Source organism: Paenimyroides ceti (genome assembly GCF_030409925.1).
Genome location: NZ_JAUFQU010000001.1, coordinates 2,614,025 through 2,638,349, shown reverse-complemented (window position 1 = coordinate 2,638,349; position 24,325 = coordinate 2,614,025). Strand labels below are relative to the sequence as shown.

The following is a 24,325-nucleotide window of genomic DNA, read 5'->3' as shown; positions in this document are numbered from 1 at the left end:
TGATACAAAAATAATAATTTTATTAAAAAGGATAATTAATTCCAACGTTAAATACCGCTTTACTGAAATTGAGCTCTCTGAACCATTGGCTGCCTTGTTTAATTCCTGGATTATATGTTTTAAATCCGGTATCAAGACGGATAACAAAGAAACTGAAATCATAACGGATTCCAATACCTGTACCCAATGCCATATCTTTTAAAGAGCTTAAACCGTTAAAAGTCATTTCTTTATCTTCTACGTTATCGAGTGCATTCCATATATTTCCGGCATCGGCGAAAAGAGCCATATTCCATGGGCCTGTAACATTGAAGCGATACTCTGCTGAAAGTGCGATTTTCATATTGGCTTCATTGAAATCATTGATACCGCCGCTTCTCCCCGGTCCAAGTCGGTATGACTGCCAGGCACGGTTATCGTTTGATCCTCCAGCAAAATAACTGCGCGAAAAAGGAATACTTCGAGAGTTTCCGTAAGGAATGGCAATTCCTCCGAAAGCACGGAGTGCAATTACATTTTTATTCCCTAAATCGAAATACTTGATAAAGTCAATTTCTGTTTTTATATACTGTGAGTAAGCTACATCTAAAAAAGTCCGCGTACCATCTTCTCTGCGGTTGTTTTGTGTTTGCGCGATAAGCCCCATCACATTTCCTGCTGTTTCAATTTTTGTTCTGAAGGTGTAAAAATCATTATCGTTAAGATTGAAACGGGATGATTTGGTATAGGTTACATTACTGGCAAGAATTAAGTTGTTTTCAGACAACCTGTTTTTTCGCTCCGCGATACTTCTTACTACTCTGTAATTATCTTCATTAGGCTGCAAATCCGTATTTCCGGTTAATACATCTTTGATAAATGATTCTCCTCCTTCCGGAATGGTGAGATTACCATTGGTGTCAAAATACTCAGGATTGGTATTGGTTTCATCGGCTATTTCATTTAGCCTGTCATAAGATGATTTATACACTCTGAAATAATTGGCAGGATTCATATTTCTTACGTATTGAAGATTCATAATGTCAACGCTGATATTGTTTCTTCTCTGCGGAGTCCAGTTGTAATTAAATACTGCCGTAAGATTTTGCTTGTCGAGCCCTATATTTTGCTGACTTGAGTACCCAATACTAAGATTCGTGGTAGGGAACATTCTGCGAGGTATAATGCGATCTGTCTGAGTGAAAAATACAAAACGTGGAAATGATAATTTGATATCAGCACCATATTCCAGAATGTCAAAAAACATGTTTTCCTGATTACGGTATTTAGAGGTAGATGATCCTATATTACCCCGTACACTTACATCAAGTGTTTCAGCACCTTTAAAAACATTTCGGAAAGACATTCCTATTGTTGCCTGGGTTCCGACTTGTTGTATGTTGGAGTGGGTAATGTCAAAAGATGGATTAAAAGAATATTTTTTCTTCGAAATCAGATATACATTTGCATTTAAAGTGGTACCAGTTGAGTCTGCCGAATCTTTAATATACTCTATTGAAGGGTAATTAAACACCTTTAAATTACCTATTGATCGTGAAGTAAGGGTTCTTCTGAAATCGCTGAAAACGCCTCCGGGTTCAATAAAGTTAGCGTTAGCAATCGTTTTAGGCCGATAATTTAGCGGACCCTTACTGTGGATGGTAATACCATTGTATCGAACGCTGTCTGTAAGTTCGCTTTTTGAACTAACAGCGTCTGAAACATAATAGTTTACATTTTTTACCCGATATATTCGAAAAGGTTCTTTAATCAGTGAATCTCCTTTTTTTATTGTTTTATCATCAATCAGTACCGTGATATCTGCTCTTTGTGGAGTGTTGAGTGTATCTACTTCATAATTAATGTATGTTTTCTGAAAGTCATAACCGCCATTGTTTCGGAAATAAGTAGTAATACGGTCTCTTTCAAGATCCAGATTGGTAGCATTATATTGTTCTCCCGATTTCAAGAGTGAAGCCCTAATACTTTTAGTATAGAGGTTTCGGAACTCTTCAGAGGCTACCTGAGCATAAATACTATCGAGATAATATGGATGTCCCGTATTGATAACATATTCTACTGCGGCTTTTTTGTATTCGGCAGAATCTATTTTATAGGATATTTTAGTATTGAAATATCCCTGATTGAAAAAGTAATTTTTTAAGCGTAAAACTGCTTTTTGAGTTCGGCTTTCATCTAAGATAACGGGTGCTTCCCCTAAACTTTTAAAAATTTCACTATATCCTGCAACAATAAATGAGTTTCCCAATCTGTTTACCTGTTTGGCGGAAAGAAGTGCAGTCAGTGATTTTTCCGTCTTGGGATGTCTTTTAAGCCATTCCTGATAAGAAGAGTCGGCATCTACTTTTGCTAAGTTGTAAAGATTCAGACGTATTCTGTACCCTAAAAGATTGCTGTTGGGGTGTTGGTATAATAACTTGGATAATTCTTCAGAATTATCTTTTTTATCGTTTTTTATAATTTCATTTTTCATTAATAGCCGTTCACCATCCTTTACTCTTTTGGTTATAGAACAGGAGTATAAAACAATGCTTATTACAAGAATAAATGCTATTTTTGATAAAATATTTTTCAAAAGTTAATTTCTAAAAGTCTGTAAAAATACAAATTTAATGCTAAGTAAAAACCAAATCAAATTTATAACCAATTTAAAGCAAAAAAAACATAGAGAAGTAAATAAAATGTTTTTTGCTGAGGGCGTTAAAGTTGTTCCCGAATTAATACAGTCATCTCTGAAATTAGTACATATTTACACGACAGAAAAAAATGATTTTGGTGTATCAGAAAATCTTGTAACGATTATTACAGAAGCAGAGCTAAAAAAAATAAGTTCGTTGACAACACCAAATCGCTGTTTGGCGATTTTTGAAATGCCTGAAGAGCAACTTCCGGCTGATAAAGGTCTTATTTTAGTATTGGATGACGTTCGTGATCCTGGTAATTTAGGTACTATTATTCGTTTATGTGACTGGTTTGGAATTGAATCACTGGTATGTTCTTCAAATACAGTAGATGTATATAATCCTAAAGTTGTTCAGGCTACTATGGGTTCGATTACCAGGGTTGGGATTCATTATGTAGACCTATCACATTATTTGCAGAAAACCTCTCTGCCCGTGTATGGTACTTTTATGGATGGAAGTAATATATATCAGGAAAAATTGCCTCAGAATGCCATTATCATAATGGGTAATGAAGCAAATGGTATTTCGTTTGAAACTGAAAAAAGAGTTACTCACAAAATTACAATTCCACGTTTTGGAGCTTTACAGCAGACCGAAAGCCTGAATGTAGCTACTGCCACTTCAATTGTATTAAGTGAATTTAAAAGGATACTGATTTCTTAATGGAATGTAAAGTTAATTAATATCGCACGGGTTTTCATAGATTCAATATTACCTGTCCATGGGCTTGATGCGTTATTGTCTCTGATGAGTTCATCCTGTAATCCGAATACTCCTCTGATAGAAGGGGTGAACTTAAAGTGTTGGAAATAAAAATCAATTCCTAAACCGATTTCATAGTTTGTAGTCCATTTTTTCATACGAAATGTTCCCTCATAATTATCTTCCCGAGAAGTAGCATTACTGCTTAAATTTAAAGATTGAGATAGACCTCCAACCACATACGGTCTGATATTACCGGTACGCAGTGCAGAAAATTTCAGCAATAAAGGAAAGTTGATATAAGTAGAGGCTACATCTCTATTGGCTAAATTAGGGTTTGTAATATGTGGATAAAAAAGCGTTCGTTTATTGTAGTACAAACCAGGCTCAAAACGCAGATCTATATATTCCATGATGCGCAGGTTACCTACCAATCCAACATTAAATCCGGTTTCAGAATTTACAATTATCTCATTACTGCCGTGTAATTTTAAGTACTCTTCTGTATAATTGATCTTGAAATTATAGGAACTGAATCCGATAAAATAGCCATAATGGATTCTTTGTTTATCCCAGTCTTGTTGATTTTTAAAAGGATTTTTTCCAAATAAATTCTGTGCAACACTTGAGATAGAAGTGGTTAATAGTACTATTACAAACAGTTTTTTCATACTTATTTTGATGATGTATAAATTGTTGCCACTCCCATGGTTTGTGGTAAGTGCTTTACATTTTTAAACCCGATTTTCTTTAAAATATTGTTTAATTCTTCACCAAAAGGAAAGTTTTTTGCAGATTCTGATAAATATGCATAGGCTTTCTGGTCTTTGGAAAATAATTTGCCCATGAAGGGAACAATTGATTTTGTGTAAAAATTATACCCTTGTTTAAACGGAAATTTCGTTGGAACCGAGGTTTCTAATATAATAAAAATTCCGTTTGGTTTTAATACTCTTAAAATTTCTGAAAGACCTTTTTCTAAATCTTCAAAATTTCGTATACCAAAGCCTACAGTAATTGCATCAAACGAATTGTCTTCAAACGGTAAATTTTCTGAATCCCCTAATACCATTTCAATTTGGTGGTCGAGTTTCAATGCTTTGATTTTTTCTATACCTACATCAAGCATTCCCTGAGAAAGATCGAGTCCTACAATTTTTTTAGCATTGGTTTTAGACAGATAGATAGCCATATCGCCGGTTCCGGTAGCAATGTCTAAAATAGAAGAAGGATTTGTTTCTGATACCATTCGCAATACTTTTCTCCTCCATCCCTGATCAGTACCTAAAGAGATCATTCGGTTGAGGTTGTCATAATTGCCGGAAATGGTATTAAACATTTGGGCAACCTGTTCTTTTTTGCTTAAATCGGAATCTTTATACGGGTTGACGTTTTTAGACATATTGTATTACTTTTTGCAAATATAAGGAAGTTGCTTCTATTGATGATTTATTAGTTTGAAAATATAAATCAGTCTATTAATGGTTATTGTTTTATTCTGATTGTTGTTGTATATTTCGTAAGTGCAGTTATAAAATAATAAATTTGCATCATACCATACAGCGATGTTACGACATATAGGAAAACTCAGAACATTTGAGCACAATTTAAAGCTGGCTTCTATGCTTTCATTTGTTGCAGGCATTGTTAATGTAAGCGGTTTACTTGCTTTAAGAGTATTGACAACAAATGTTACAGGACATTTTGCCTACTTTTCTGAAGAGATGACTTTTAAAAATTATGCAGCAGCTCTTGTTTATCTTTTATACATTATTTCTTTTCTTATAGGTGCATTTATGTGTAATGTAATGATACAGCTGGTGTACAGAAAAAATAAGAAATTTACATTTGCAGTACCTATGCTGGTAGAAGTATTAATTTTAGTTGCAGTAGGTTTTATTGTAACTAAGACAGACGGGTTACAGCTTAAAGAAATCACGGCTTGTGTGTTACTCTTTGCTATGGGATTACAGAATGCTTTGGTTACTCAGGTTTCCAAATCAGTAGTAAGGACAACGCATTTAACAGGATTGTTTACAGATTTAGGTATTGACCTTTCTCAGCTGATTTGGGTACAGAAAGGAATGGAGCAAAAAAAGGTTGTAAAAAGCATTTATCTGAAACTTGCCATCATTCTTTGTTTCTTTCTCGGTTGTACTACAAGTGGGATACTGTTCAATCAGTTTTATTTGAAAACATTGTTTATTGGTGCTTTGGTTCTTTTAGCAGCTCTTTATTATGATTATATATTATTTCAATACTACCTTCTTAAGAGAATGTTAGGGCATCGCTTAAAAAAATAAATCCACCCTAAGGTGGATTTATTTTTTAGCAAATGCTATATTCTGTTTGTTGTTCTTCTGTCAATGTTTTGAAACGATCCTGACATTCCTGAATCATTTTTAAAGCAGCGGCTTTATCTCCGAAACCGTTTGTCTCTACTTTTTTGTTTTCTAAATCTTTATAAACTTTAAAGAAGTGCTCGATTTCTTTTAATAAATGTTCGTTAATGTCTTTCAGATCATTCAGTTTGTTCATCAAAGGATCACCTGTAGGAACACAAATGATTTTTTCATCATTTCCTTTATCATCAGACATATAAAAAATTCCAATTGGTTTTACTTCCATTACAAGTCCCGGAATAGTAGGTTCTGTTACTAAAACAAGGGCATCCAGCGGATCATTGTCTAATGCATACGTATTAGGAATGAATCCGTAATCAGTCGGATATTTCATAGATGAAAATAGTAAACGGTCGAAACGCATTTTTTTTAATTCAAAATCGTATTCGTATTTGTTTCTGCTCCCTGTTGGTATTTCGATAAAAACATCGAATTTTTCTAAACTTGTCATATTAAATATATCTTTATTTTAATTGTCAAAAAAATTGGATGCAAAAGTAAGTAAAATAGGTCTTATTACCAACATATTATATTAATTACATTAGAAATGAAAACCAAAAACAGCTTTTACTCCAAATTTTCTGGCATTAGGAGTATCAAGATAGTTGCCACGCCATGTAGCATCTATTCTTAAACATTTAAAAATATTGCCTATACCAACAAAATATTCATAATAAATATCATCTTGCGGTGCATTGTATTGGATATTAGATGCATTTAATGCCCTGTTTTCATCAGAAATTCTCCCATATACTCCTCTGATTCCTACAATTTCGCGTAAGTTTAAATCCCTTAAATAGGGAATCCTTGAAAATAAGCGACCATTAAAATTATGTTCTAAATGCAGTGCGGCATATTCATCTGTTACAAACTCATAATAATCCAGTTGACTGAAAGCATTTTCAATAATAAAATAAGATTGGTTACCGGGAATTACATTCAATAATCCCAACGGTACATTTCCAAAAGTTTTTCCTATTTCCAGAGTAGGCGTCAGTCTGCCGAAACCTCCAACCAGAATCGGATGTCTGTAAAGCAGTTGTAATTTTTTATAATCAAAATCACTTCCAAGCATACCTTTGACTCCCAAACCATAATTTACAAAAATCCTTGCGTAGTTGAAATCAACATCAGTTCTGTCTACTCCGTAGCCCACCGTTTTTCTTCCGGGCGTATAATCAAAGGATAGATTGATTTCTGCTTGTTTCAGATCTCCTTTTACAACCTGATTTTCTATATCTGTATAGTAATCTAAATTAAAGGTAGGTGAGCCTGATTTTAATGTCTTGTAATTAACAGCAGCCGTTAATTTTAAATTTTTTAGAGGCTCAATTTCCAAACCTGCTGTAGTAAGATTTATTGATGATAGTTTAGAGTTGTCACCACTTGCCAGTAAGGAGCTTGAAGCAAAACTTCTTCCTAACACATCGGTTATAGGGGAGAGGCTTGCGGCAATCTGTTCAATGTCTCTTCTGTTTCCGGCAAAGGCAATAAGTCTTCTTTCTTTGTCGAGCATCAGCTTTCCGGAAATTCCATACTTAATCTGGTCATCTTTAAATCCGTATGCCATGTATCCTTCCAGTCGCCAAGGGTCATTTTGTCCAAAATATGTTCTGCCTCCTACGCGAATTCGTGTTCCTTCCACATCATTAAATCCAAAGGAAGAAAAAATAGGTCCGTAGTCAAAATTACCGATTTGCCAGTATCCGCTTGCGAGAACCGTACCGAGATTCATGTAAGATTTAAATGTTTTATTCGTTTGCAGAGAATCCAGCATTTTATAAATCCCTATTTCTTCTGTTGTAAGGGGCTCATATCGATATGTGTTCCAGAATTCATCTGAGCGGTTCATGATGTCCTGATTAAAGGTATTGACTTCACTTGTATAGAAACCTTCCGGCTTTTTTACGTCAAATTTATGATTGCTGAAATAGGTAGTTCGTTTTCCGTATATTCCTTTTGAATCCTCCTTATTTCGTATGCTGAAATCCGTCATCATATGATCTTTAGTCAAAAGAAAAACAGAATCGTTCAACACATTGAATTCCTGTTCAATGTAAATGTCTTTTACCCAGTTAATATTGGCGCCTTTACTGGCGGTCATGTTTATTTTTTTGATGGCCCACGTTGAATCATTTACCCAGAAGTCTCCTTTAAAGGTAAGTTCTCCTTTTCTCCTTGGGTAAAATATGATATTGTAACACCATTTATTGTCAATATACGTGCTGTCAGCCAATACATAATTATATACATTAATTCCGGTGCGGGATAAGGGGCTTACAAAATCTTTGTCAAAAAACTTGAGGTAATTGTTGTAAATATTGTATTCTACATACAGGTCATTGATAAAAGCTTTGATGTGTTGGTTGTCATTGAAACCAGAGTTTTTATTTCCTTTAATGAGCTCTTTCTTACGGTTAAGTTTGTTATCTCCGTATACTTCAGAGGCTTGTTCGTTAATAAAAATAGGCAGGTACGTTTTTCCTGTAACACTGGATGTATCTACGTGATCAAAAATAAACTCCATTCCTTTGAATATTCTCTTTTTCATAAAGGCACTATCAATGGAATTCATATCGAATTCTACTTTCTCATATTTATCGTATTTGTACTGATCAAATTTGTAGAGACCGTTTTTCTTTTTGTTCTCCCATATTTTTCGAAGGATATCGAGGGCGGGGTTATTTTTTTTAGAAGTCTTTCCTGTGTAAATTTTCAGTTCCTCCATCAGATTGTCTTCCTTCATCTGAATGTTCATATCCAGAGTAGTTCTGCTTGATAGTGGAATAAGAATATCTTCATAGCCCGTAAGAGAAATAACTAATGTATCATAGGAAGATTTAGATTCAAGATAGAATTTTCCTAATTCATTAGTGATAATTCCTTCTGAAGAGTTTTTAAAATAAACGCTTGCATAAGCAAGGGGTTGTTTGGTTTCATCTTTTACAATACCGGATACTTTGGTTTGCGCCAATAAGGAGAGAGGCAGGAGAAAACCAATAACTATAAAAAGTATTTTTTTCGCTTTCATATAAAAAAAACTCCAACAATAAAGTTGGAGTTTCAAAGATATTAGATATTTTCTATTTATACGTTACTTTTTTTACTGCTTTGATGACATCCTGCGCATTAGGAAGCCATTCTTTTAATAAAGCAGGTGAGTAAGGTGCCGGAGTATCGGCTGTAGTAATGCGTTGTACAGGAGCATCGAGATAGTCAAATGCTCTCTCCTGTACCATATAGGTTATTTCAGAAGCTACTGACGCAAAAGGCCATGCTTCTTCCAATACGACCAAGCGGTTGGTTTTCTTTACAGAATTTATGATTGCATCGTAATCCATCGGGCGTACGGTTCTCAAATCAATAATTTCACAAGAAATACCTTCTTTTTCTAATTCCTCAGCAGCAATTAAAGCTTCTTTGATGATCTTTCCGAAAGAAACAATTGTTACATCTTTTCCCTCTCTTTTGATATCAGCAACTCCTAATGGTATTAAATATTCACCATCCGGCACTTCACCTTTATCGCCATACATTTGCTCAGATTCCATGAAAATAACAGGGTCATTGTCACGTATTGCTGATTTTAATAAACCTTTTGCATCGTATGGATTAGAAGGCACCACTACTTTCAGACCCGGAGTATTTGCAAACCAGTTTTCAAAAGCCTGCGAGTGAGTTGCTCCCAATTGTCCTGCAGAAGCGGTTGGTCCGCGGAAAACAATAGGCATTGAAAATTGCCCGCCAGACATCTGTCGCATTTTTGCTGCATTGTTGATGATTTGGTCAATACCAACCAAAGAGAAATTGAAAGTCATGAACTCTACGATAGGACGTAAACCATTCATGGCAGAACCAGCAGCAATTCCTGCAAAACCAAGCTCGGCGATCGGAGTGTCGATAACGCGTTTTGCGCCAAATTCATCCAGCATGCCTTTTGAGGCTTTATAAGCACCATTATATTCTGCTACTTCTTCACCCATTAAGTATATTTTATCGTCGCGACGCATTTCTTCGCTCATCGCTTCACAAATAGCTTCTCTAAACTGTATTGATCTCATAATTTTTACATAAAAATGATAGTTGACAAAAATAGAAAAAAATAAATTAATTATTCCTACATTAACTGATTATTACATGATATATCTATGAAAAAAGTACAATATAAATTGTAAAGTGTTCATGATTTTCCTGTAATGCTTCTCTGATAAATCGTGCTATTGTAGAATTTTTTTTGGTTAGAGGAATTAATAAAGTATTTCAGAGCATTACTGAATTTGAAGTATCCCGTATCTAAGCGCAAATTTTTTATTTAATCTTCATGATTGCCTTATTAATGATAGATTAAATTTAAAAACTGTCCAAAAACAGAGGTTAAAAATTTGTTTATTTTATATGCTTGCATAGTATTTATTTTAATTTTTTTTTTATCTTCGTTGCTAATTAAGAATAATTCTAAAAACGGATAAAATGAAAATATTAGTTTGCATCAGTCATGTACCTGATACTACTTCAAAGATCAATTTTACGAACGGAGATACAGAGTTCGATACTAATGGTGTGCAGTTTGTTATAAATCCTAATGATGAATTTGGTTTAACAAGAGCAATTTGGTTCAAAGAAAAGCAAGGAGCACATGTTACGGTAGTAAATGTTGGTGGACCGGAAACTGAAGCTACCATCCGCAAAGCGCTTGCAATCGGAGCTGATGAAGCAATTCGTGTTAATGCTGCACCTGTAGATGGTTTTTTTGTGGCAAAACAATTGGCTGAAGTAATAAAAAACGGAAGTTACGATTTGGTAATTGCAGGTAAAGAATCATTAGATTATAATGGAGGTATGGTACCTGGTATGATTGCAGCAATTCTTGGATATAATTTTGTGAATTCATGTATTGGAATTGAAGTAGATGGTACAAATGCGAAACTAGTTAGAGAAATAGACGGAGGTAAAGAAACATTAAGTGCTTCATTGCCATTGATTATTGGGGGACAAAAAGGAGTTGTTGAAGAAAAAGACTTGAGAATTCCGAATATGCGTGGTATTATGACAGCACGTACAAAAGCTTTAACAATTCTTGAGCCTGTGGCTGGAGCAGCTGCGAAAACGAAAGCAGTGAAATTTGAAAAACCAGCTCCAAAATCAGCAGTAAAACTGATAAGTCCTGATAATATAGATGAATTGGTAAACTTGTTGCACAACGAAGCTAAAGTAATCTAATTGTAAATTATTGATCTCAATTTAAAAAGTAAGAATATGTCTATCTTAATATATGCTGAATCAGCAGAAGGAAAATTTAAAAAAGTAGCGTTCGAATTGGCTTCTTATGCGAAAAAAGTAGCTGAATCAATGGGTACTACAGTGACGGCAGTAACTGTAAATGCTTCAGATGTTTCTGAGTTAGGGAAATATGGTGTTGATAAAGTTTTAAAAGTATCAGATGACCGTTTGACTAAATTTAATGCAAAAGCGTATGCAGATGTAGTAAAACAAGCAGCTCAGAAAGAAGGTACAACTTTAGTGGTTCTATCATCAACTACAGATTCTTTATACCTTGCGCCAATGGTAGCTGTTAGTTTAGAAGCAGGTTATGCTTCAAACGTAGTGGCATTACCGGTTTCAACTTCACCGTTTCAGGTAAAAAGAAATGCCTTTTCAAGTAAAGGATTTAACGTTACAGAAATATCATCTGATGTTAAAGTAATTGCGGTTGCAAAAAACTCTTTTGGATTGGTAGAAGCATCCGGAGCCGCAGCAGCAGAAGATTTTGCACCATCATTAAATGATGCGGATTTTTCTATCAAAGTAGAAAATGTAGAAAAAGTATCCGGTAAAGTAGCTATTGCGGACGCTGAAATTGTTGTTTCAGGAGGACGTGGATTAAAAGGTCCGGAAAACTGGGGAATGGTAGAAGAATTAGCGAGTGTTTTGGGAGCAGCAACTGCTTGTTCAAAACCTGTATCTGATTTAGACTGGAGACCTCACTCTGAGCACGTTGGGCAAACGGGAAAACCGGTAGCAGCGAATTTGTATATTGCAATCGGTATTTCGGGAGCTATCCAGCATATTGCAGGAATCAATGCGTCTAAAGTAAAAGTAGTTATCAATTCTGATCCGGAAGCACCTTTCTTTAAAGTAGCTGACTACGGAATCGTAGGTGATGCTTTTGAAGTTGTTCCAAAATTGATCGAAAAATTAAAAGAATTTAAAGCACACAATTCGTAGTACTTTTTTTCAGATAATAATAAATTAAGGCAATTAAATAAAGAATTACTATCTTTGTTTTAATTGCCTTTTTTGGCGTTTTAAAGATTTATGAGTTTAGTCAGATTAACAATAAAAGGAATATCATACAGCCATACTCAGAATGGCGCTTACGCACTAATTTTGAACGAAGTGGAAGGAGAACGAAAGCTGCCGATTGTTATCGGTGCTTTTGAAGCGCAGTCAATTGCCATTGCCATTGAAAAAGAACTCAAACCACAGCGGCCTTTGACCCATGATTTGTTTAAAAATTTTGCAGACAGATTTGATATCATCATCAAACAGGTCATCATTCATAAATTGGTAGACGGTGTCTTTTTTTCCAGTATTATTTGTGAAAGAGATGGTATAGAAGAAATCATTGATGCACGTACTTCAGATGCTATCTCATTGGCAATAAGGTTTAATGCGCCTATTTTTACCTATAAAAATATTCTGGATAAAGCAGGAATTTATTTAAAAGAGCAGTCAGAAAGTGAAGACCATCCATCAGAGGAAGAAACAGAAGAAGATTTTGATGAGGTTTTGGAAGAATTTCTCAGTGCTGCTCCGAAAACAGACGCTACAAACGAATATGCTCAATATACTTTAGAGGAGCTGTACAATCTTCTGGAAGCAGCCGTATTGAGTGAAGATTATGAAAAAGCGGCCCGTTTACGGGATGAAATTTCAAAAAAGAACCTTTAAAATTCAGCAAATGAAACAATACTTAGATCTCGTAAAACACGTGATAAAGGAAGGTGTTCAAAAAGGAGACAGAACCGGAACCGGAACAAAAAGCGTTTTTGGCTATCAGATGCGTTTCGATCTAAATCAGGGGTTTCCTCTTGTTACTACTAAAAAAGTACACTTAAAATCCATTATATATGAGTTGTTATGGTTCTTAAAAGGAGATACCAATATCGCATATCTCAAAGAAAATGGTGTAAAAATATGGGATGAATGGGCAGATCCGCAAGGCAATCTCGGACCTGTTTACGGGGCGCAGTGGCGCAACTGGAACAGTCAGGAAATAGATCAGATTACAGAGCTTATCGATACCTTAAAAACCAATCCAAACAGCAGACGTATGCTTATTTCTGCATGGAATCCTGGTGTACTTCCTGATACAAAAGCTTCGTTTGAAGAGAATGTTGCAAACGGAAAAGTAGCTTTACCACCTTGTCATGCTTTCTTTCAGTTTTATGTAGCAGAGGGTAAACTATCATGTCAGTTATATCAGAGAAGTGCAGATATATTTTTAGGAGTTCCTTTCAATATTGCTTCTTATGCTTTATTGACGATGATGATTGCACAAGTATGTGGGTTGCAGTATGGTGACTTTATTCATACCTTTGGTGATGCACATATTTATAATAACCATATCGAACAGCTTGAGTTACAGCTTTCACGAGAACCAAAGCCATTACCATTGATGAAATTGAATCCTGAGATAAAAAACATCTTTGATTTTACATATGATGATTTTACTCTGGAAAATTATGATCCGCATCCTGCCATAAGAGGACAGGTGTCTGTATAGCTATGGAAATTCTATTGATTGCTGCCATTGCAAAAAATAATGCGATAGGAAAAGACAATAAATTATTATGGCATCTGCCCGATGATTTTAAATATTTTAAAGCACAGACAACCGGACATTATATTATCATGGGTAGGAAAACATTTGAAACTTTTCCAAAACCTCTGCCCAACAGAACACATATCATTATTACAAATCAAAAAGACTATGTCGTTCCGGAAAATTGTTATATAGTCAATTCTGTTGCAGATGCTTTACACCTTTGTGAAGAGCATCAACAGCAAAAAGTATATGTAATAGGTGGAGGACAGATCTATGAACAGATGATGAATGTTGCCACAGGGCTTGAGATAACACATGTTGATGTCACTCCGGATGCTGATGCTTTTTTTCCGCAAATTGATCCGGAAAAATGGCAACCCGTATCGGTAGTTACACATGCCATTGACGAAAAGCATTTATATGCTTTTAATATCACCGTTTATAAGAAAAAATAATATGCAAAAACTCATCGTCCTTGTGTTTTTCTTTTTAGTAAATAACCTGGTAAATGCACAAGGCGATAAGTATATACTGCTCTCCGAAAAACCTCAAAAAGACGGTTTCTGCTATTATACCATTGATCATCTTGGTGATGAATACCAGATCGTCAACAATGAAGTTGTAAAGCTGAGTAATAACCGTCAGAAAAGATCTTATAAAAACGTTTTATTAGGAACCTTATCGTCGATGGATGTCAGAAACCCGTTACAGATTGTATTGTTCTATAAAAACTTTAACAGCGTTGTCTTGTTGGATAATCAGTTGTCAGAAGTAGCTGTATATAATCTATCTGATTTTTTTCCACAGCTGGATGTGAAAACGGTAAGCAGTGCCCAAAAAAACAGCGTTTGGATTTTTGACAGTCTCACTAAAAGAATCTATTTATTAGATTTGGCACAGATGACTCTGAATTCTGTGAGTGTTCCATTGGAACAGGAAGTTGTTGTGTGGAACTCTGATGCCAATTTTTACTATTGGACAGATAACACGTCCTTTAATCGCTGCGACCGCTATGGAAAAGTTATGACTACTCCGATTTCTTTTTCGTTTGATTCGATAATTGCTATTGACCAGAATACCATCTTTTACCAGCAAAAACAAAAGTTTTATGTATGGAAAGTGAAAGAGCAAAAAAAAGAAGAGATTATTATTTCTGAGGATTCTGTTGAAAGAGGTTTTTTAAACAACCAGATTTTAACTATTTTTACAAAAGAAAGCGTTTATATATTCACCCAAAACCACCTTTAAATGCAAGTTGCGATCGCAGGAAATATCGGAGCCGGTAAAACAACACTTACCAGATTATTGGCGAAACACTATAAATGGGAACCTCATTTTGAAGATGTGGTAGACAATCCGTATCTCGATGATTTTTACCATCAAATGGAAAGATGGTCATTTAACCTTCAGGTTTATTTCCTGAACAGCAGATTCCGTCAGATTTTAAAAATGCGTGAATGCGGTAAAAATACCATTCAGGACAGAACTATTTATGAAGATGCCTATATCTTTGCACCCAATCTGCATGCGATGGGGTTGATGAGTAATAGAGATTATGAAAATTACCGGTCATTATTTGATTTGATGGAGCAACTGGTAGGGCCACCTGATTTGCTGATTTACCTGAGAAGTTCAATATCTAATTTAGTAGGTCAGATTCATAAGCGTGGACGTGAATATGAGAGCTCAATCTCTATTGATTATCTTAATAAACTCAATGAGAAGTATGAAGAATGGATTAAAACGTATGACAAAGGAAAACTGCTTATTATTGATGTAGATAATGTGAATTTTGTTGATATTCCCGAAGATTTAGGAGCCATCATTCATAAAATTGATGCAGAAATAAACGGTTTGTTCTAAATGGCAGGATATAAAATTCCTTTTAATCAGAAAAAGAAGGGCAAGATAAATTTAAAGTATTACCTGCTTTTATTCTTTTTCAATCTTTACGGTTCATTGTTTTCTCAGAACAACCCTTGGTATTTTGAAGCGAATTACTATCAGGGATCTATCCTTCCGCATAGTTCACAGATAGCGCATCTGTTGACGAATAAACCCGAAGGTTTTTTGTTTTCTGCTAATCTTAAAACGGATGGTAGTCAATACTGGCACAGGCATTACAATTTTCCTGATATCGGTTTTTCATTACACTACCAGAATAATAATAATCCTGTTTTAGGTGATTTATACGGTGCTTTTGCACACTATAACTTTTATTTTTTGAACAGAAACCTGCAATTCAGAGTAGCACAAGGTATTGCCTATGCAACCAATCCGTATGATAAGGAAAAGAATTTCAGAAACTTGGCGTATGGTACCCATTGGATGCCATCTACCTACTTTATGCTTTCCTATACAAAAGAAAATCTTTGGAATAACTTAGGTGTAAATGCGGGGGTTTTCTTTATTCACCATTCCAATGCTACAATAAAATCACCTAATACAAGCACTAATACACTGGCACTTACAGCAGGTTTAACTTATTCTCTTGATGAAAATTTCAGACGTTCTGCCAATGCTTCTCCGGAATCGTATGATACCGATATGAAATATTCATTTGTATTCAGAACTGGTGTCAATGAAAGCCATATTTTGGGAATGGGACAAAAACCGTTTTATCATTTGAGTTTTTTAGCTGATAAAAGGATTGGTAGATCGGGCTCCATACAATTGGGAACGGAACTCTTTCTGTCCAATACTTTAAAAGAACTGATACCATTTATTGCAGAATCTTTTGAAGAAACGGGTATCAAAAAAGAAGCAGATTGGAAAAGAATAGGCCTTTTTGCGGGATATGAAATGTATATGAATAAATTATCAGTTGAAGGTCAGCTAGGATATTATATATATGATCAGTACAAGCAAAACGGCAATCTGTACCAAAGATTGGGAATGAAGTATTATATTACAGAACAGATTTTTGGCTTAATGTCTTTAAAAACACACTACGCAAAAGCAGAAGCTTTTGAAGTGGGATTAGGAATAAAATTATGATGAAGCACTATTTCTTGTATATTGTTTGTTGTATTTCGCTTATTGCGTGTCAGGAGGACGGCTCTTGTCTGAAATCTGCCGGAAAAGCAGCTGAAAAAAGTATATTGGTCAATTCGTTTAAGAACATAAAAATCGATGCTGGGCTTTCTGTAGAAATCATACCGGACGATGTTTATAAAGTTGAGATCTTTTCCTATGAAAATCGCATAGATCATATCGATGCTGTTGTAGCAAATGAAGAACTCATACTTACTAATAACAACAATTGCAATCTTATACATCGCTACAAAGCAGCAACCATAAAAGTTTATACACCAACTTTGGAAAAAATTTTTTCCAATACCCAGTTTGAAGTCTATTCGGAAAAAGTGCTCACCTATCCTGAACTGTATCTCATCAGCAGTATGAGCGAGAAAAATGCCTCATCATCCTATCGTTTCAAAATAGACAACCAAAAGCTGATTATAGAAGATAATCAGATAGCCTATTATCAACTATCAGGAAAAACACGATTGTTTAATGCAAGACTATACGGAGGTAATGGCAGGGTAGAAGCACAAAATTTAATTGCAGATGATGTTGAAATTTTTCACAGAAGCAATAATGACATGCTGTTAAAACCGCTTAATTCATTAAAGGGAACACTTTATGCTACTGGAAATGTGATTTTATACAGTAATCCTAAGGAAATATATGTCGTTCAGAAATATACGGGTAAAATCATCTATAATAAATAAAAAAAACCACCGATAAGTGGTTTTTTATTTATTCAGAAATTACTTCTACTGAAGATGTTTCCTGTATATCTCTGTTTTGCAAATCGTATTCTTTCTTATAGTTTTCGTGTCTCGGATCAAATTCATCAATGGCTCTGGTATTACAGTTCTTTTCATACGTTTGAATGATTTTATTCAAATCAAACAAATACGTGCTCATAAATAAATCTACAGTCGCATTTTTTCTTTTGCTGGCAATGGCCTGTTTGAATTTTTTACGGTTCAGAAGTAACTTTTTATTATAAGCTTTTGCCATTTCTTTTCTTTTTGATTTGTCTTCTATACGTTTTATATAAAACTCATCAATAAGTTTTTGAGATTCGGGACAATCACCAAATAGGACTTCCAGACTGTTATGATTTAAATGATTGTTTTTCTCCTTGCGTTTTTTTGCTTTTCGGGCGCTCAACGCTTTTTCTTTTATAATGTAGTTGTATGAGATCACCGTATTCTTTTCTTTGTTTTCCAGGTAAATAATTCCAGCTGCATCCGGAACCGTAAGTTCAAAAATAAACGGACCTACTAATAGAAGATTGCGTAACGGGATGAGAACTCCGTACGTATTAATCATTTTACCCTGTGTGGCGATAGGAAGTAAAGCCTTGTCCTGAACGTTTTTTCCTGCTTTTTTTCTTTTATATAGGTTTTCGCCTACAATTGCTTTATAAGTAACTTCTTCATTTTTCAGTACAGTATATTTTTTCTTAGAAGCGTGTACGATTACCTTGTCGAGTTCTTCAATAGGTATTTTGGTAGCTTTTGTTTCATTATCCAATTTGATCTTTAAATTATTTTTTAAAAAACCGCTATTGTCAAACGGATTTGAATACTCTCCGTTAAAAAGACTGATGAAATAGTAAAAAGGAGATATTTTTGCGAAATCAGGTTGCTGGTTCATTCTGTTAATTCTGCCTTTTGCAACTCTTCCGTCATTATATATCGCTGTAGCCTCTATTTTTTGAGCACTGAGATTAAACGCTATAACGAATGATAGTAATAGTGTAATTTTTAGTTTCATGTGTTTTTATTTATGTTAATGCAGGCAAATATAACGCAAAACTTTTATAAAATAATTGTCTAATACCGCTGAAAAGTAGTAATTTTGGTATTCTTTGAAATGAAATTTTGATGAAAGAAGAACTCGTAGTTTTAGTAGATGAAAAGGATGTGCAGATTGGCTTAATGCCAAAGTTAGAGGCTCACGAGAAAGCCCTTTTGCATCGGGCATTTTCTGTTTTTATTTTAAATGATAAAAATGAAATTATGCTCCAGCAACGTGCAGCCGGTAAATATCATTCTCCTTTGTTGTGGACTAATACCTGCTGTAGCCATCAAAGAGAAAACGAAACAAATATTGAAGCCGGTAAGAGAAGATTACAGGAAGAAATGGGATTTTCGGTGCCTCTGAAAGAATTGTTTTCTTTTATATATAAAGCTCCTTTTGATAATGGATTGACGGAACATGAGTTTGATCATGTCATGATTGGTTACTATAATGAAGCTCCCGTTGTCAATTCAGAAGAAGTTGAAAGCTGGAAATGGATGACTATTGAGGCTATAAAAGAAGATATGCAAAAGCATAAACAGTTGTATACAGAATGGTTTAAAATTATCTTTGATAAATTTTATCATTATATCGAAGCACAAAAAAAATAATTATGCGAGTAACGGTCAGTAGAAAAGCGCATTTTAATGCAGCCCATCGTCTCTTTAGAAAGGAGTGGTCGGAAATACAGAATGAAACTGTTTTTGGAAAATGCAATAATCCCAATTTTCACGGACATAATTATGATGTAATTGTCAATGTTACCGGTGAAGTAGATCCGGAGACGGGTTATGTCATCGATATGAAAATATTAAAAGATATTATTTACGAACAGGTAGAACTGCCCTTTGATCATAAAAACCTGAATCTGGATGTTCCGGAGTTTGCAAATCTTATTCCTACTGCAGAACATATCGCTTATGTAATTTGGCATAAGATAAAAAAATGCCTCTCTGAGGAATTAGAACTCAGTGTGGTTTTATACGAAACTCCTCGCAATTTCGTGAGCTATAGCGGAGAATAATTCTCTGTTTTTTAGAATTTTTTATGAGATAGTATTATAAAAAGTATAATTGTTTTTAGCGAATATTAAACATTCAAAAGCTTTTTGTAACTTGCAGCGCATTTTGTCATAAAATAAAAAACTTGGATTCTAAAGATATAAACATAAGCCCAACAAAAACAACCAATTTTATAGCCTATCCTTTGCAATTTACTCCTATTCTGAAAGATAGAATATGGGGGGGTAAAAAGTTAGCGACGCTTGGCAAACAGCTTCCTTCAGATACTATCGGAGAAAGTTGGGAAATTGCTATGGTTGGAGATGACTTAAGTTATATATCAAATGGGGTATATGCAAATCTTGATATAGAAAAGCTTATCACTGCATTTCCTGAAGAAATTTTAGGGACAAAAATTTACGAAACGTATGGAAAGCAATTTCCACTTTTGTTTAAATTTTTAGATGCAAAAACAGATTTATCCATTCAATTGCATCCAAACGATGTACTGGCAAAAAAACGACATAACACATTCGGAAAAACTGAAATGTGGTATATCATGCAGGCAGATGAGGGAGCAAGAATTATTTTAGGATTTAAGGAAAACAGTTCTGCAGAAGAATATCTATTACATTTAGATAATAAAACTCTTCCTACCATTCTCAAAGAATATCGCGTAAAAGCAGGGGATGTATTTTTTATTGAAACAGGAACAATTCATGCAATAGGTGGCGGAATCGTACTGGCAGAAATTCAGCAAACTTCTGATATCACGTATCGCGTATACGACTGGGATCGTGTTGATGAATCCGGTAATCAGAGAGAACTACATGTAGATATGGCTTTAGAAGCTATTAATTATAAGGTTAAGCAAACTAAAATAGACTACTCAAAAGATACCAATGAAGCTAATTTACTGGTAAAAAGTCCGTTTTTCGTTACCAATTATATTCCCTTACAAGGAACAAAAGAAATCATCACAGACGGCAGCTGTTTCAGAGTTTATATCTGTACGTCAGGAACGTGTGATATTATAGCAGACGGACTTGTTTATACCCTTAAAATGGGTGAAACCGTATTGATGCCTGCAATCATTCGCGAATTTGATTTAAAGGGTAATGCAGAAATTTTAGAAGTATATATATAATAATTATAAAAAAGGAAGTTATGGCAAATGTAAGAAACTTGAAAAAAGATATCAATTATGTTTTAGGGGATATTATTGAAGCAGTGTATATCTGGGAAATGTCTACTACAGGAAAACCAACTGAGCAATCATCAGCTATCATTGATGAAGCTATCGAAAAATTCGACGGATTGATCGAAAGAGTGAATCAAAGAAACGTAGAAAATAAAAAAGAACATTTTAAGAAAATTTATTCTGATTTAGAAGAATCTGCTAATCAATTAGTTGATAAAATCAACGCTTTGTAGTAGAAAAAAAAGCTAAAAAAAATTACGAGTGCTATTGTAGATATTAAAAACTGTACTATATTTGCACTCGTAAATGAGTCGCCGGTGTAGCTCAGCTGGCTAGAGCAGCTGATTTGTAATCAGCAGGTCGTGGGTTCGAGTCCCTCCATCGGCTCCATTTTTTTAGAAAATTCAATACACCTTGCCGGTGTAGCTCAGCTGGCTAGAGCAGCTGATTTGTAATCAGCAGGTCGTGGGTTCGAGTCCCTCCATCGGCTCAAAAAAACTCCTAATTTAGGAGTTTTTTTATTTTAATCTATGTGGTATTGACGAAATTTTTCTCAAAAGAATAAGAGTATGCTATCTGTCACCACTTTCAGATAAAATGATTAAATTCTTAATCTTATTTTCCCAACCTTATCAGATAGTGAATAATATTTTCATCATTATTAATTCCTAACTTCTTGCGTAATCGTGATCTCGCAACAGTAATACTATGCGGTGTTTGTTGAGTTATGGCCGAGATTTCCTTTGAAGTTAAATTTAATTTTAAAAATGCGGAGAGTCTCAATTCATTCTTTGTAAGATCAGGATGTTTGTTCAATAGATTTTTGTAAAACTCATTGTCGATTTCCAGAAAAAGCTTTTCAAACTCTTGTTTATTGAAAGCCTGTGTTCCGTTTTTCAGATCGTTAAGTATTTTTGAAAAATCAGTATCTGAAGTTTTACCTGGATTGTCTCTTAAAACTTCTAATTTTTTTTGTGCCGATTTGATAATCTCTGTGTTCTGAATAATCTGTAAGGTATTACTTCTTATTTCCTTATTCTTCTTTTCAATTTCTCTGGCTAATAGTTCTTTCTCTATCTTTCTTTTTTGTGCTTTGCTTTTTTGTAGTTTAAACATTAAAAAAACGATAGATGACAAAAGCAAAAGCAGAAGAATACCGGCGGTAAGATACATTTCTCTTTTTTGCTGTTGTGTTGTCAATTCATACTGATGTATTTTTTCCTGTTGCTCGAGTTCGAGCATATTTACTTTTTTCTTATTTTCATTCAGCGTTATCTCTTCTGATAATCCTTTTGCAATACGCAAGTATTCATAAGCTTTTTGGTATTCTTTATTCTTTTCATATAGCAGAGCTATTCCTTCAGAGCTTTCCAAGCTCATCTTTATAAATCCTTTTTCTTTACTTAATTGAAAGGCTTTAACTAAATAGTGTAAAGATGAATCTGTTGAAACGGGATGATGTTTTAAATATAACAACCCCGATTTTAATGATAAACTGGCTATATCAAAGTCAGAATCCAGTTTTTTTGCCAGCATCAACCCCCTGTGAATATTTTTTAGAGCTTTTGAATGGTTTCCCATTTCAGAATATACATCGGAGATGTTTTCTTCTGCCATAATAATGTTTAAGGTGTCTTTTAGTAATTCATTCTTAGTTTTGAATTTATTAAGAATTTCGAGGGCTTTTTGATAATTGCCTTCTGTTTTTTCTAATACTCCTAAATTATTATAGATTAATGTACCTTCAAGATTTTGGTCGTTTTTTGGGTTGTTTTTAAAAAAAAGCTCATATGCAGAAAGCGATTTTTCCCAAAAAAGCCTTGCCTTTTTATAATCTTCGAGAAAAAAATAACATGCTCCTATATTGTTCTCTATGAAGAACGTCTTCTTAGGATCTATTTTTTTCTGAATTTCTAATTCTTTATAGTAATAATTCAAAGCCATATAATGTGCACCACCTTCTTTATAAAACAAAGCGGTTGCATTATAAATATCCATATAGGCAGAGTCAGATAAGTTTTGTGTTTTTACAGCTTCCTGCAAAAGATGTAGAGATTCAGCACGATTAGTATTTACCAGTTTCTTACTTTTCTCAATAAGCTGTTTGTGGGATTCTTTAGTCTGACCGATAAGAAGAGCAGGGGAAAAAAGAAGTATTAACAGTAATAGGCAAATAGGTGTTTTCATTATGGTAAATAATTATTTTTTAAAGGTAATAAAAAATAATGCAATAAAAAAAATGTTAAAATATTAATACTTGTTGGATTAATGTATAATTGTATATAAAATGTTACTACTATTTTATTTGATTGTATATGTATTGTTATTCAAAAAAATAATGATTTAATAAAGAGGAGGGTAATTTAGTGTTGTTTAATTAATACTATAATTTACTATGACAAAAATTTACCCTTTCATTGCTTCATTACTGATAAGTACTGTTGCATTATCACAAGAAAATGAGTTATCATGTACTATTAACTGTCCTGAAAATATCAGTGAAACAGTAGATTCAGGGGTTACATCAAAGATGATTAACTATGCTATTGATTTCGATTGTGCCAATCTTACCACAGATTGTCAGATTCAATATACAATAGATAGCATTAACGCTCAAGATGATGTTAACCATGCCATAAATACCAACTGGGCGGGCCTTGAGTGGATTGTTGCAAATGACTTTGATGTACCTGCAGGAGAAACGCTGAAATTCACAGCATTTATTCCAACTTTGCTACAGTATGCAATGGAAGGAGATGTTTACTTTTTTGAAGATAATAACGGGCAGCCCGGAAATCTGATTACTTCTTTCCAAAATATAAACATGAGTAATATCAATTTACTGGGTACAACTTCTTTGGGAGGTCCGGTTTATGAAGCAACATATGAGTTGCCAACTGAGGTTATATTAACAGAAGGAAAATATTGGGTTGGTCTCCATGCAGAAATGCTTAATCCGCCTTCTATTTATTCATCTGTTTACTGGGCAACAACTGGAGTTGGTAATATTGCTGAAAATGGAGTAAGAGCATATAAATCAAGTAATGGTGGAACCAGCTGGAATACATCAGGATCAATGCAAAACTCTGACGGAGCTTTTAAATTAAAATATGAATGTGAAGAACCAATGTTGGTAATGACTGAAGGATTCAATTCTGGAGATGCTTTTCCAGTAGGAGAGACAACAGTTACTCATCAATTGGTTTTAGGCGATGAAATATTAGATACATGTACTTTTACAATAACAGTGCAAGAAACATTAGGAACTTTAGAAATTGAAAAAGAAAAATCTTTATTATATCCAAATCCTGTGATCGATTATCTGAATATTGAAAGTATTGATCAGATTACACAAATAGCGGTATATAGTTTAGAAGGAAAAATGATACGTACTTATGAGATCAATAGCAAATCTGCTCGAATTGATTTTGCTTCGTATGCAAGCGGTATCTATATCATTAAAGAGATATCCGAAAACCATCAAAACAGAATTTATAAGGTAACCAAGAAATAGACATTTTACCTTTGCATGAGATCAGGAAATAACTCTTTTGTTTCTTGATCTCTATGTTTACCATAGGAGTACATGATTGAAGACTGATGTTGATTTTATCAATCGGCCTGTACACTATTATATGCTGTTTTCTATCAAAACGGTATGGAAAGAAATTTTCTTCCAAAATCAATAA

26 protein-coding genes and 2 tRNA genes are annotated in these 24,325 nt (G+C 34.2%); 18 read left to right on the top strand and 10 right to left on the bottom strand.

Annotation, left to right across the window (positions count from 1 at the left end; genetic code table 11):
- Positions 1-22: 22 nt before the first annotated feature.
- Positions 23-2,575: a translocation and assembly module lipoprotein TamL gene (gene tamL / locus QW060_RS13140; protein ID WP_290363938.1), complete on the bottom strand. Its 2,553-nt coding sequence runs from the start codon at positions 2,573-2,575 to the stop codon at positions 23-25.
- Between the two features lie 37 nt (positions 2,576-2,612).
- Between tamL and QW060_RS13135 the strand changes: the two genes are divergently transcribed.
- Positions 2,613-3,347, top strand: coding sequence for a TrmH family RNA methyltransferase (locus QW060_RS13135; protein ID WP_290363937.1), 735 nt, complete (start codon positions 2,613-2,615; stop codon positions 3,345-3,347).
- On the opposite strand, the gene porT is transcribed toward QW060_RS13135, so the two are convergent.
- A complete protein-coding gene (gene porT / locus QW060_RS13130; RefSeq protein WP_290363936.1) occupies positions 3,344-4,057 on the bottom strand; it encodes a type IX secretion/gliding motility protein PorT/SprT in 714 nt (237 codons plus the stop codon). The two genes, QW060_RS13135 and porT, sit on opposite strands and share 4 nt — an antisense overlap.
- Positions 4,058-4,059: 2 nt before the next feature.
- Positions 4,060-4,788 carry a bifunctional demethylmenaquinone methyltransferase/2-methoxy-6-polyprenyl-1,4-benzoquinol methylase UbiE gene (ubiE, locus tag QW060_RS13125; protein ID WP_290363935.1) on the bottom strand — a complete coding sequence of 243 codons (729 nt, stop codon included), beginning with the start codon at positions 4,786-4,788 and terminating at the stop codon, positions 4,060-4,062.
- A gap of 163 nt (positions 4,789-4,951) precedes the next feature.
- Here ubiE and QW060_RS13120 point away from each other — a divergent pair, with 163 nt between their 5' ends.
- Positions 4,952-5,689, top strand: a complete 738-nt coding sequence (locus QW060_RS13120; protein WP_290363934.1) for a YoaK family protein — start codon at positions 4,952-4,954, stop codon at positions 5,687-5,689.
- Positions 5,690-5,714: 25 nt separating this feature from the next.
- Here the strand turns inward: QW060_RS13120 and QW060_RS13115 are convergent, their stop codons facing one another.
- The 4 genes from QW060_RS13115 to QW060_RS13100 all read right to left on the bottom strand — a co-directional run bounded on the left by QW060_RS13115 (position 5,715) and on the right by QW060_RS13100 (position 10,091).
- On the bottom strand, positions 5,715-6,239 hold the full coding sequence (locus QW060_RS13115; protein ID WP_290363933.1) for an inorganic diphosphatase: 525 nt from the start codon (positions 6,237-6,239) through the stop codon (positions 5,715-5,717).
- Between the two features lie 90 nt (positions 6,240-6,329).
- Positions 6,330-8,819, bottom strand: coding sequence for a DUF5686 and carboxypeptidase-like regulatory domain-containing protein (locus QW060_RS13110; RefSeq protein WP_290363932.1), 2,490 nt, complete (start codon positions 8,817-8,819; stop codon positions 6,330-6,332).
- 52 nt (positions 8,820-8,871) lie between these two features.
- Positions 8,872-9,849, bottom strand: a complete 978-nt coding sequence (locus tag QW060_RS13105) for a pyruvate dehydrogenase complex E1 component subunit beta (protein ID WP_290363931.1) — start codon at positions 9,847-9,849, stop codon at positions 8,872-8,874.
- Positions 9,850-9,968: 119 nt separating this feature from the next.
- Positions 9,969-10,091: a hypothetical protein gene (locus QW060_RS13100; RefSeq protein ID WP_290363930.1), complete on the bottom strand. Its 123-nt coding sequence runs from the start codon at positions 10,089-10,091 to the stop codon at positions 9,969-9,971.
- A 167-nt stretch (positions 10,092-10,258) separates the two neighbouring features.
- On the opposite strand from QW060_RS13100, the gene QW060_RS13095 reads away from it, so the two are divergent.
- From QW060_RS13095 to QW060_RS13055, 9 genes are all read left to right on the top strand, one after another.
- Complete coding sequence (locus tag QW060_RS13095) at positions 10,259-11,008, top strand: electron transfer flavoprotein subunit beta/FixA family protein (protein ID WP_290363929.1); 750 nt, start codon at positions 10,259-10,261, stop codon at positions 11,006-11,008.
- A gap of 36 nt (positions 11,009-11,044) precedes the next feature.
- Positions 11,045-12,013 carry an electron transfer flavoprotein subunit alpha/FixB family protein gene (locus QW060_RS13090; RefSeq protein WP_290363928.1) on the top strand — a complete coding sequence of 323 codons (969 nt, stop codon included), beginning with the start codon at positions 11,045-11,047 and terminating at the stop codon, positions 12,011-12,013.
- 90 nt (positions 12,014-12,103) lie between these two features.
- Positions 12,104-12,739: a bifunctional nuclease family protein gene (locus QW060_RS13085; protein ID WP_290363927.1), complete on the top strand. Its 636-nt coding sequence runs from the start codon at positions 12,104-12,106 to the stop codon at positions 12,737-12,739.
- 10 nt (positions 12,740-12,749) lie between these two features.
- Positions 12,750-13,574, top strand: a complete 825-nt coding sequence (locus tag QW060_RS13080) for a thymidylate synthase (protein ID WP_290363926.1) — start codon at positions 12,750-12,752, stop codon at positions 13,572-13,574.
- Between the two features lie 2 nt (positions 13,575-13,576).
- On the top strand, positions 13,577-14,071 hold the full coding sequence (locus QW060_RS13075; protein ID WP_290363925.1) for a dihydrofolate reductase: 495 nt from the start codon (positions 13,577-13,579) through the stop codon (positions 14,069-14,071).
- A 1-nt stretch (position 14,072) separates the two neighbouring features.
- Positions 14,073-14,864: a hypothetical protein gene (locus QW060_RS13070; RefSeq protein ID WP_290363924.1), complete on the top strand. Its 792-nt coding sequence runs from the start codon at positions 14,073-14,075 to the stop codon at positions 14,862-14,864.
- Positions 14,865-15,479: a deoxynucleoside kinase gene (locus QW060_RS13065; RefSeq protein ID WP_290363923.1), complete on the top strand. Its 615-nt coding sequence runs from the start codon at positions 14,865-14,867 to the stop codon at positions 15,477-15,479.
- Complete coding sequence (locus QW060_RS13060) at positions 15,480-16,613, top strand: acyloxyacyl hydrolase (RefSeq protein WP_290363922.1); 1,134 nt, start codon at positions 15,480-15,482, stop codon at positions 16,611-16,613.
- Positions 16,610-17,350, top strand: coding sequence for a head GIN domain-containing protein (locus QW060_RS13055; RefSeq protein ID WP_290363921.1), 741 nt, complete (start codon positions 16,610-16,612; stop codon positions 17,348-17,350). The genes QW060_RS13060 and QW060_RS13055 overlap by 4 nt, the downstream gene beginning before the upstream one ends.
- 28 nt (positions 17,351-17,378) lie before the next feature.
- Here the strand turns inward: QW060_RS13055 and QW060_RS13050 are convergent, their stop codons facing one another.
- Complete coding sequence (locus QW060_RS13050; protein ID WP_290363920.1) at positions 17,379-18,407, bottom strand: hypothetical protein; 1,029 nt, start codon at positions 18,405-18,407, stop codon at positions 17,379-17,381.
- Between the two features lie 110 nt (positions 18,408-18,517).
- Between QW060_RS13050 and idi the strand changes: the two genes are divergently transcribed.
- The 6 genes from idi to QW060_RS13020 all read left to right on the top strand — a co-directional run bounded on the left by idi (position 18,518) and on the right by QW060_RS13020 (position 21,126).
- Positions 18,518-19,045, top strand: coding sequence for an isopentenyl-diphosphate Delta-isomerase (gene idi / locus QW060_RS13045; RefSeq protein WP_290363919.1), 528 nt, complete (start codon positions 18,518-18,520; stop codon positions 19,043-19,045).
- A 2-nt stretch (positions 19,046-19,047) separates the two neighbouring features.
- Positions 19,048-19,458: a 6-pyruvoyl trahydropterin synthase family protein gene (locus QW060_RS13040; protein ID WP_290363918.1), complete on the top strand. Its 411-nt coding sequence runs from the start codon at positions 19,048-19,050 to the stop codon at positions 19,456-19,458.
- Positions 19,459-19,580: 122 nt separating this feature from the next.
- Positions 19,581-20,582 carry a type I phosphomannose isomerase catalytic subunit gene (locus tag QW060_RS13035; protein WP_290363917.1) on the top strand — a complete coding sequence of 334 codons (1,002 nt, stop codon included), beginning with the start codon at positions 19,581-19,583 and terminating at the stop codon, positions 20,580-20,582.
- 20 nt (positions 20,583-20,602) lie between these two features.
- Positions 20,603-20,869 (top strand): hypothetical protein, encoded by a 267-nt coding sequence (locus tag QW060_RS13030; RefSeq protein ID WP_290363916.1) that lies wholly within the window; start codon positions 20,603-20,605, stop codon positions 20,867-20,869.
- Between the two features lie 80 nt (positions 20,870-20,949).
- Positions 20,950-21,026 (top strand) — tRNA-Thr (locus QW060_RS13025).
- A gap of 26 nt (positions 21,027-21,052) precedes the next feature.
- A tRNA-Thr gene (locus QW060_RS13020) sits at positions 21,053-21,126 on the top strand.
- A 125-nt stretch (positions 21,127-21,251) separates the two neighbouring features.
- Here QW060_RS13020 and QW060_RS13015 read toward each other — a convergent pair.
- Complete coding sequence (locus QW060_RS13015; protein ID WP_290363915.1) at positions 21,252-22,823, bottom strand: tetratricopeptide repeat protein; 1,572 nt, start codon at positions 22,821-22,823, stop codon at positions 21,252-21,254.
- 208 nt (positions 22,824-23,031) lie between these two features.
- On the opposite strand from QW060_RS13015, the gene QW060_RS13010 reads away from it, so the two are divergent.
- The gene (locus tag QW060_RS13010) at positions 23,032-24,150 is read left to right on the top strand and encodes a T9SS type A sorting domain-containing protein (protein WP_290363914.1); all 1,119 of its coding nucleotides are present in this window, start codon (positions 23,032-23,034) and stop codon (positions 24,148-24,150) included.
- Here the strand turns inward: QW060_RS13010 and QW060_RS13005 are convergent.
- Positions 24,095-24,322, bottom strand: a complete 228-nt coding sequence (locus tag QW060_RS13005; protein ID WP_290363913.1) for a hypothetical protein — start codon at positions 24,320-24,322, stop codon at positions 24,095-24,097. The two genes, QW060_RS13010 and QW060_RS13005, sit on opposite strands and share 56 nt — an antisense overlap.
- Between the last annotated feature and the right edge of the window lie 3 nt (positions 24,323-24,325).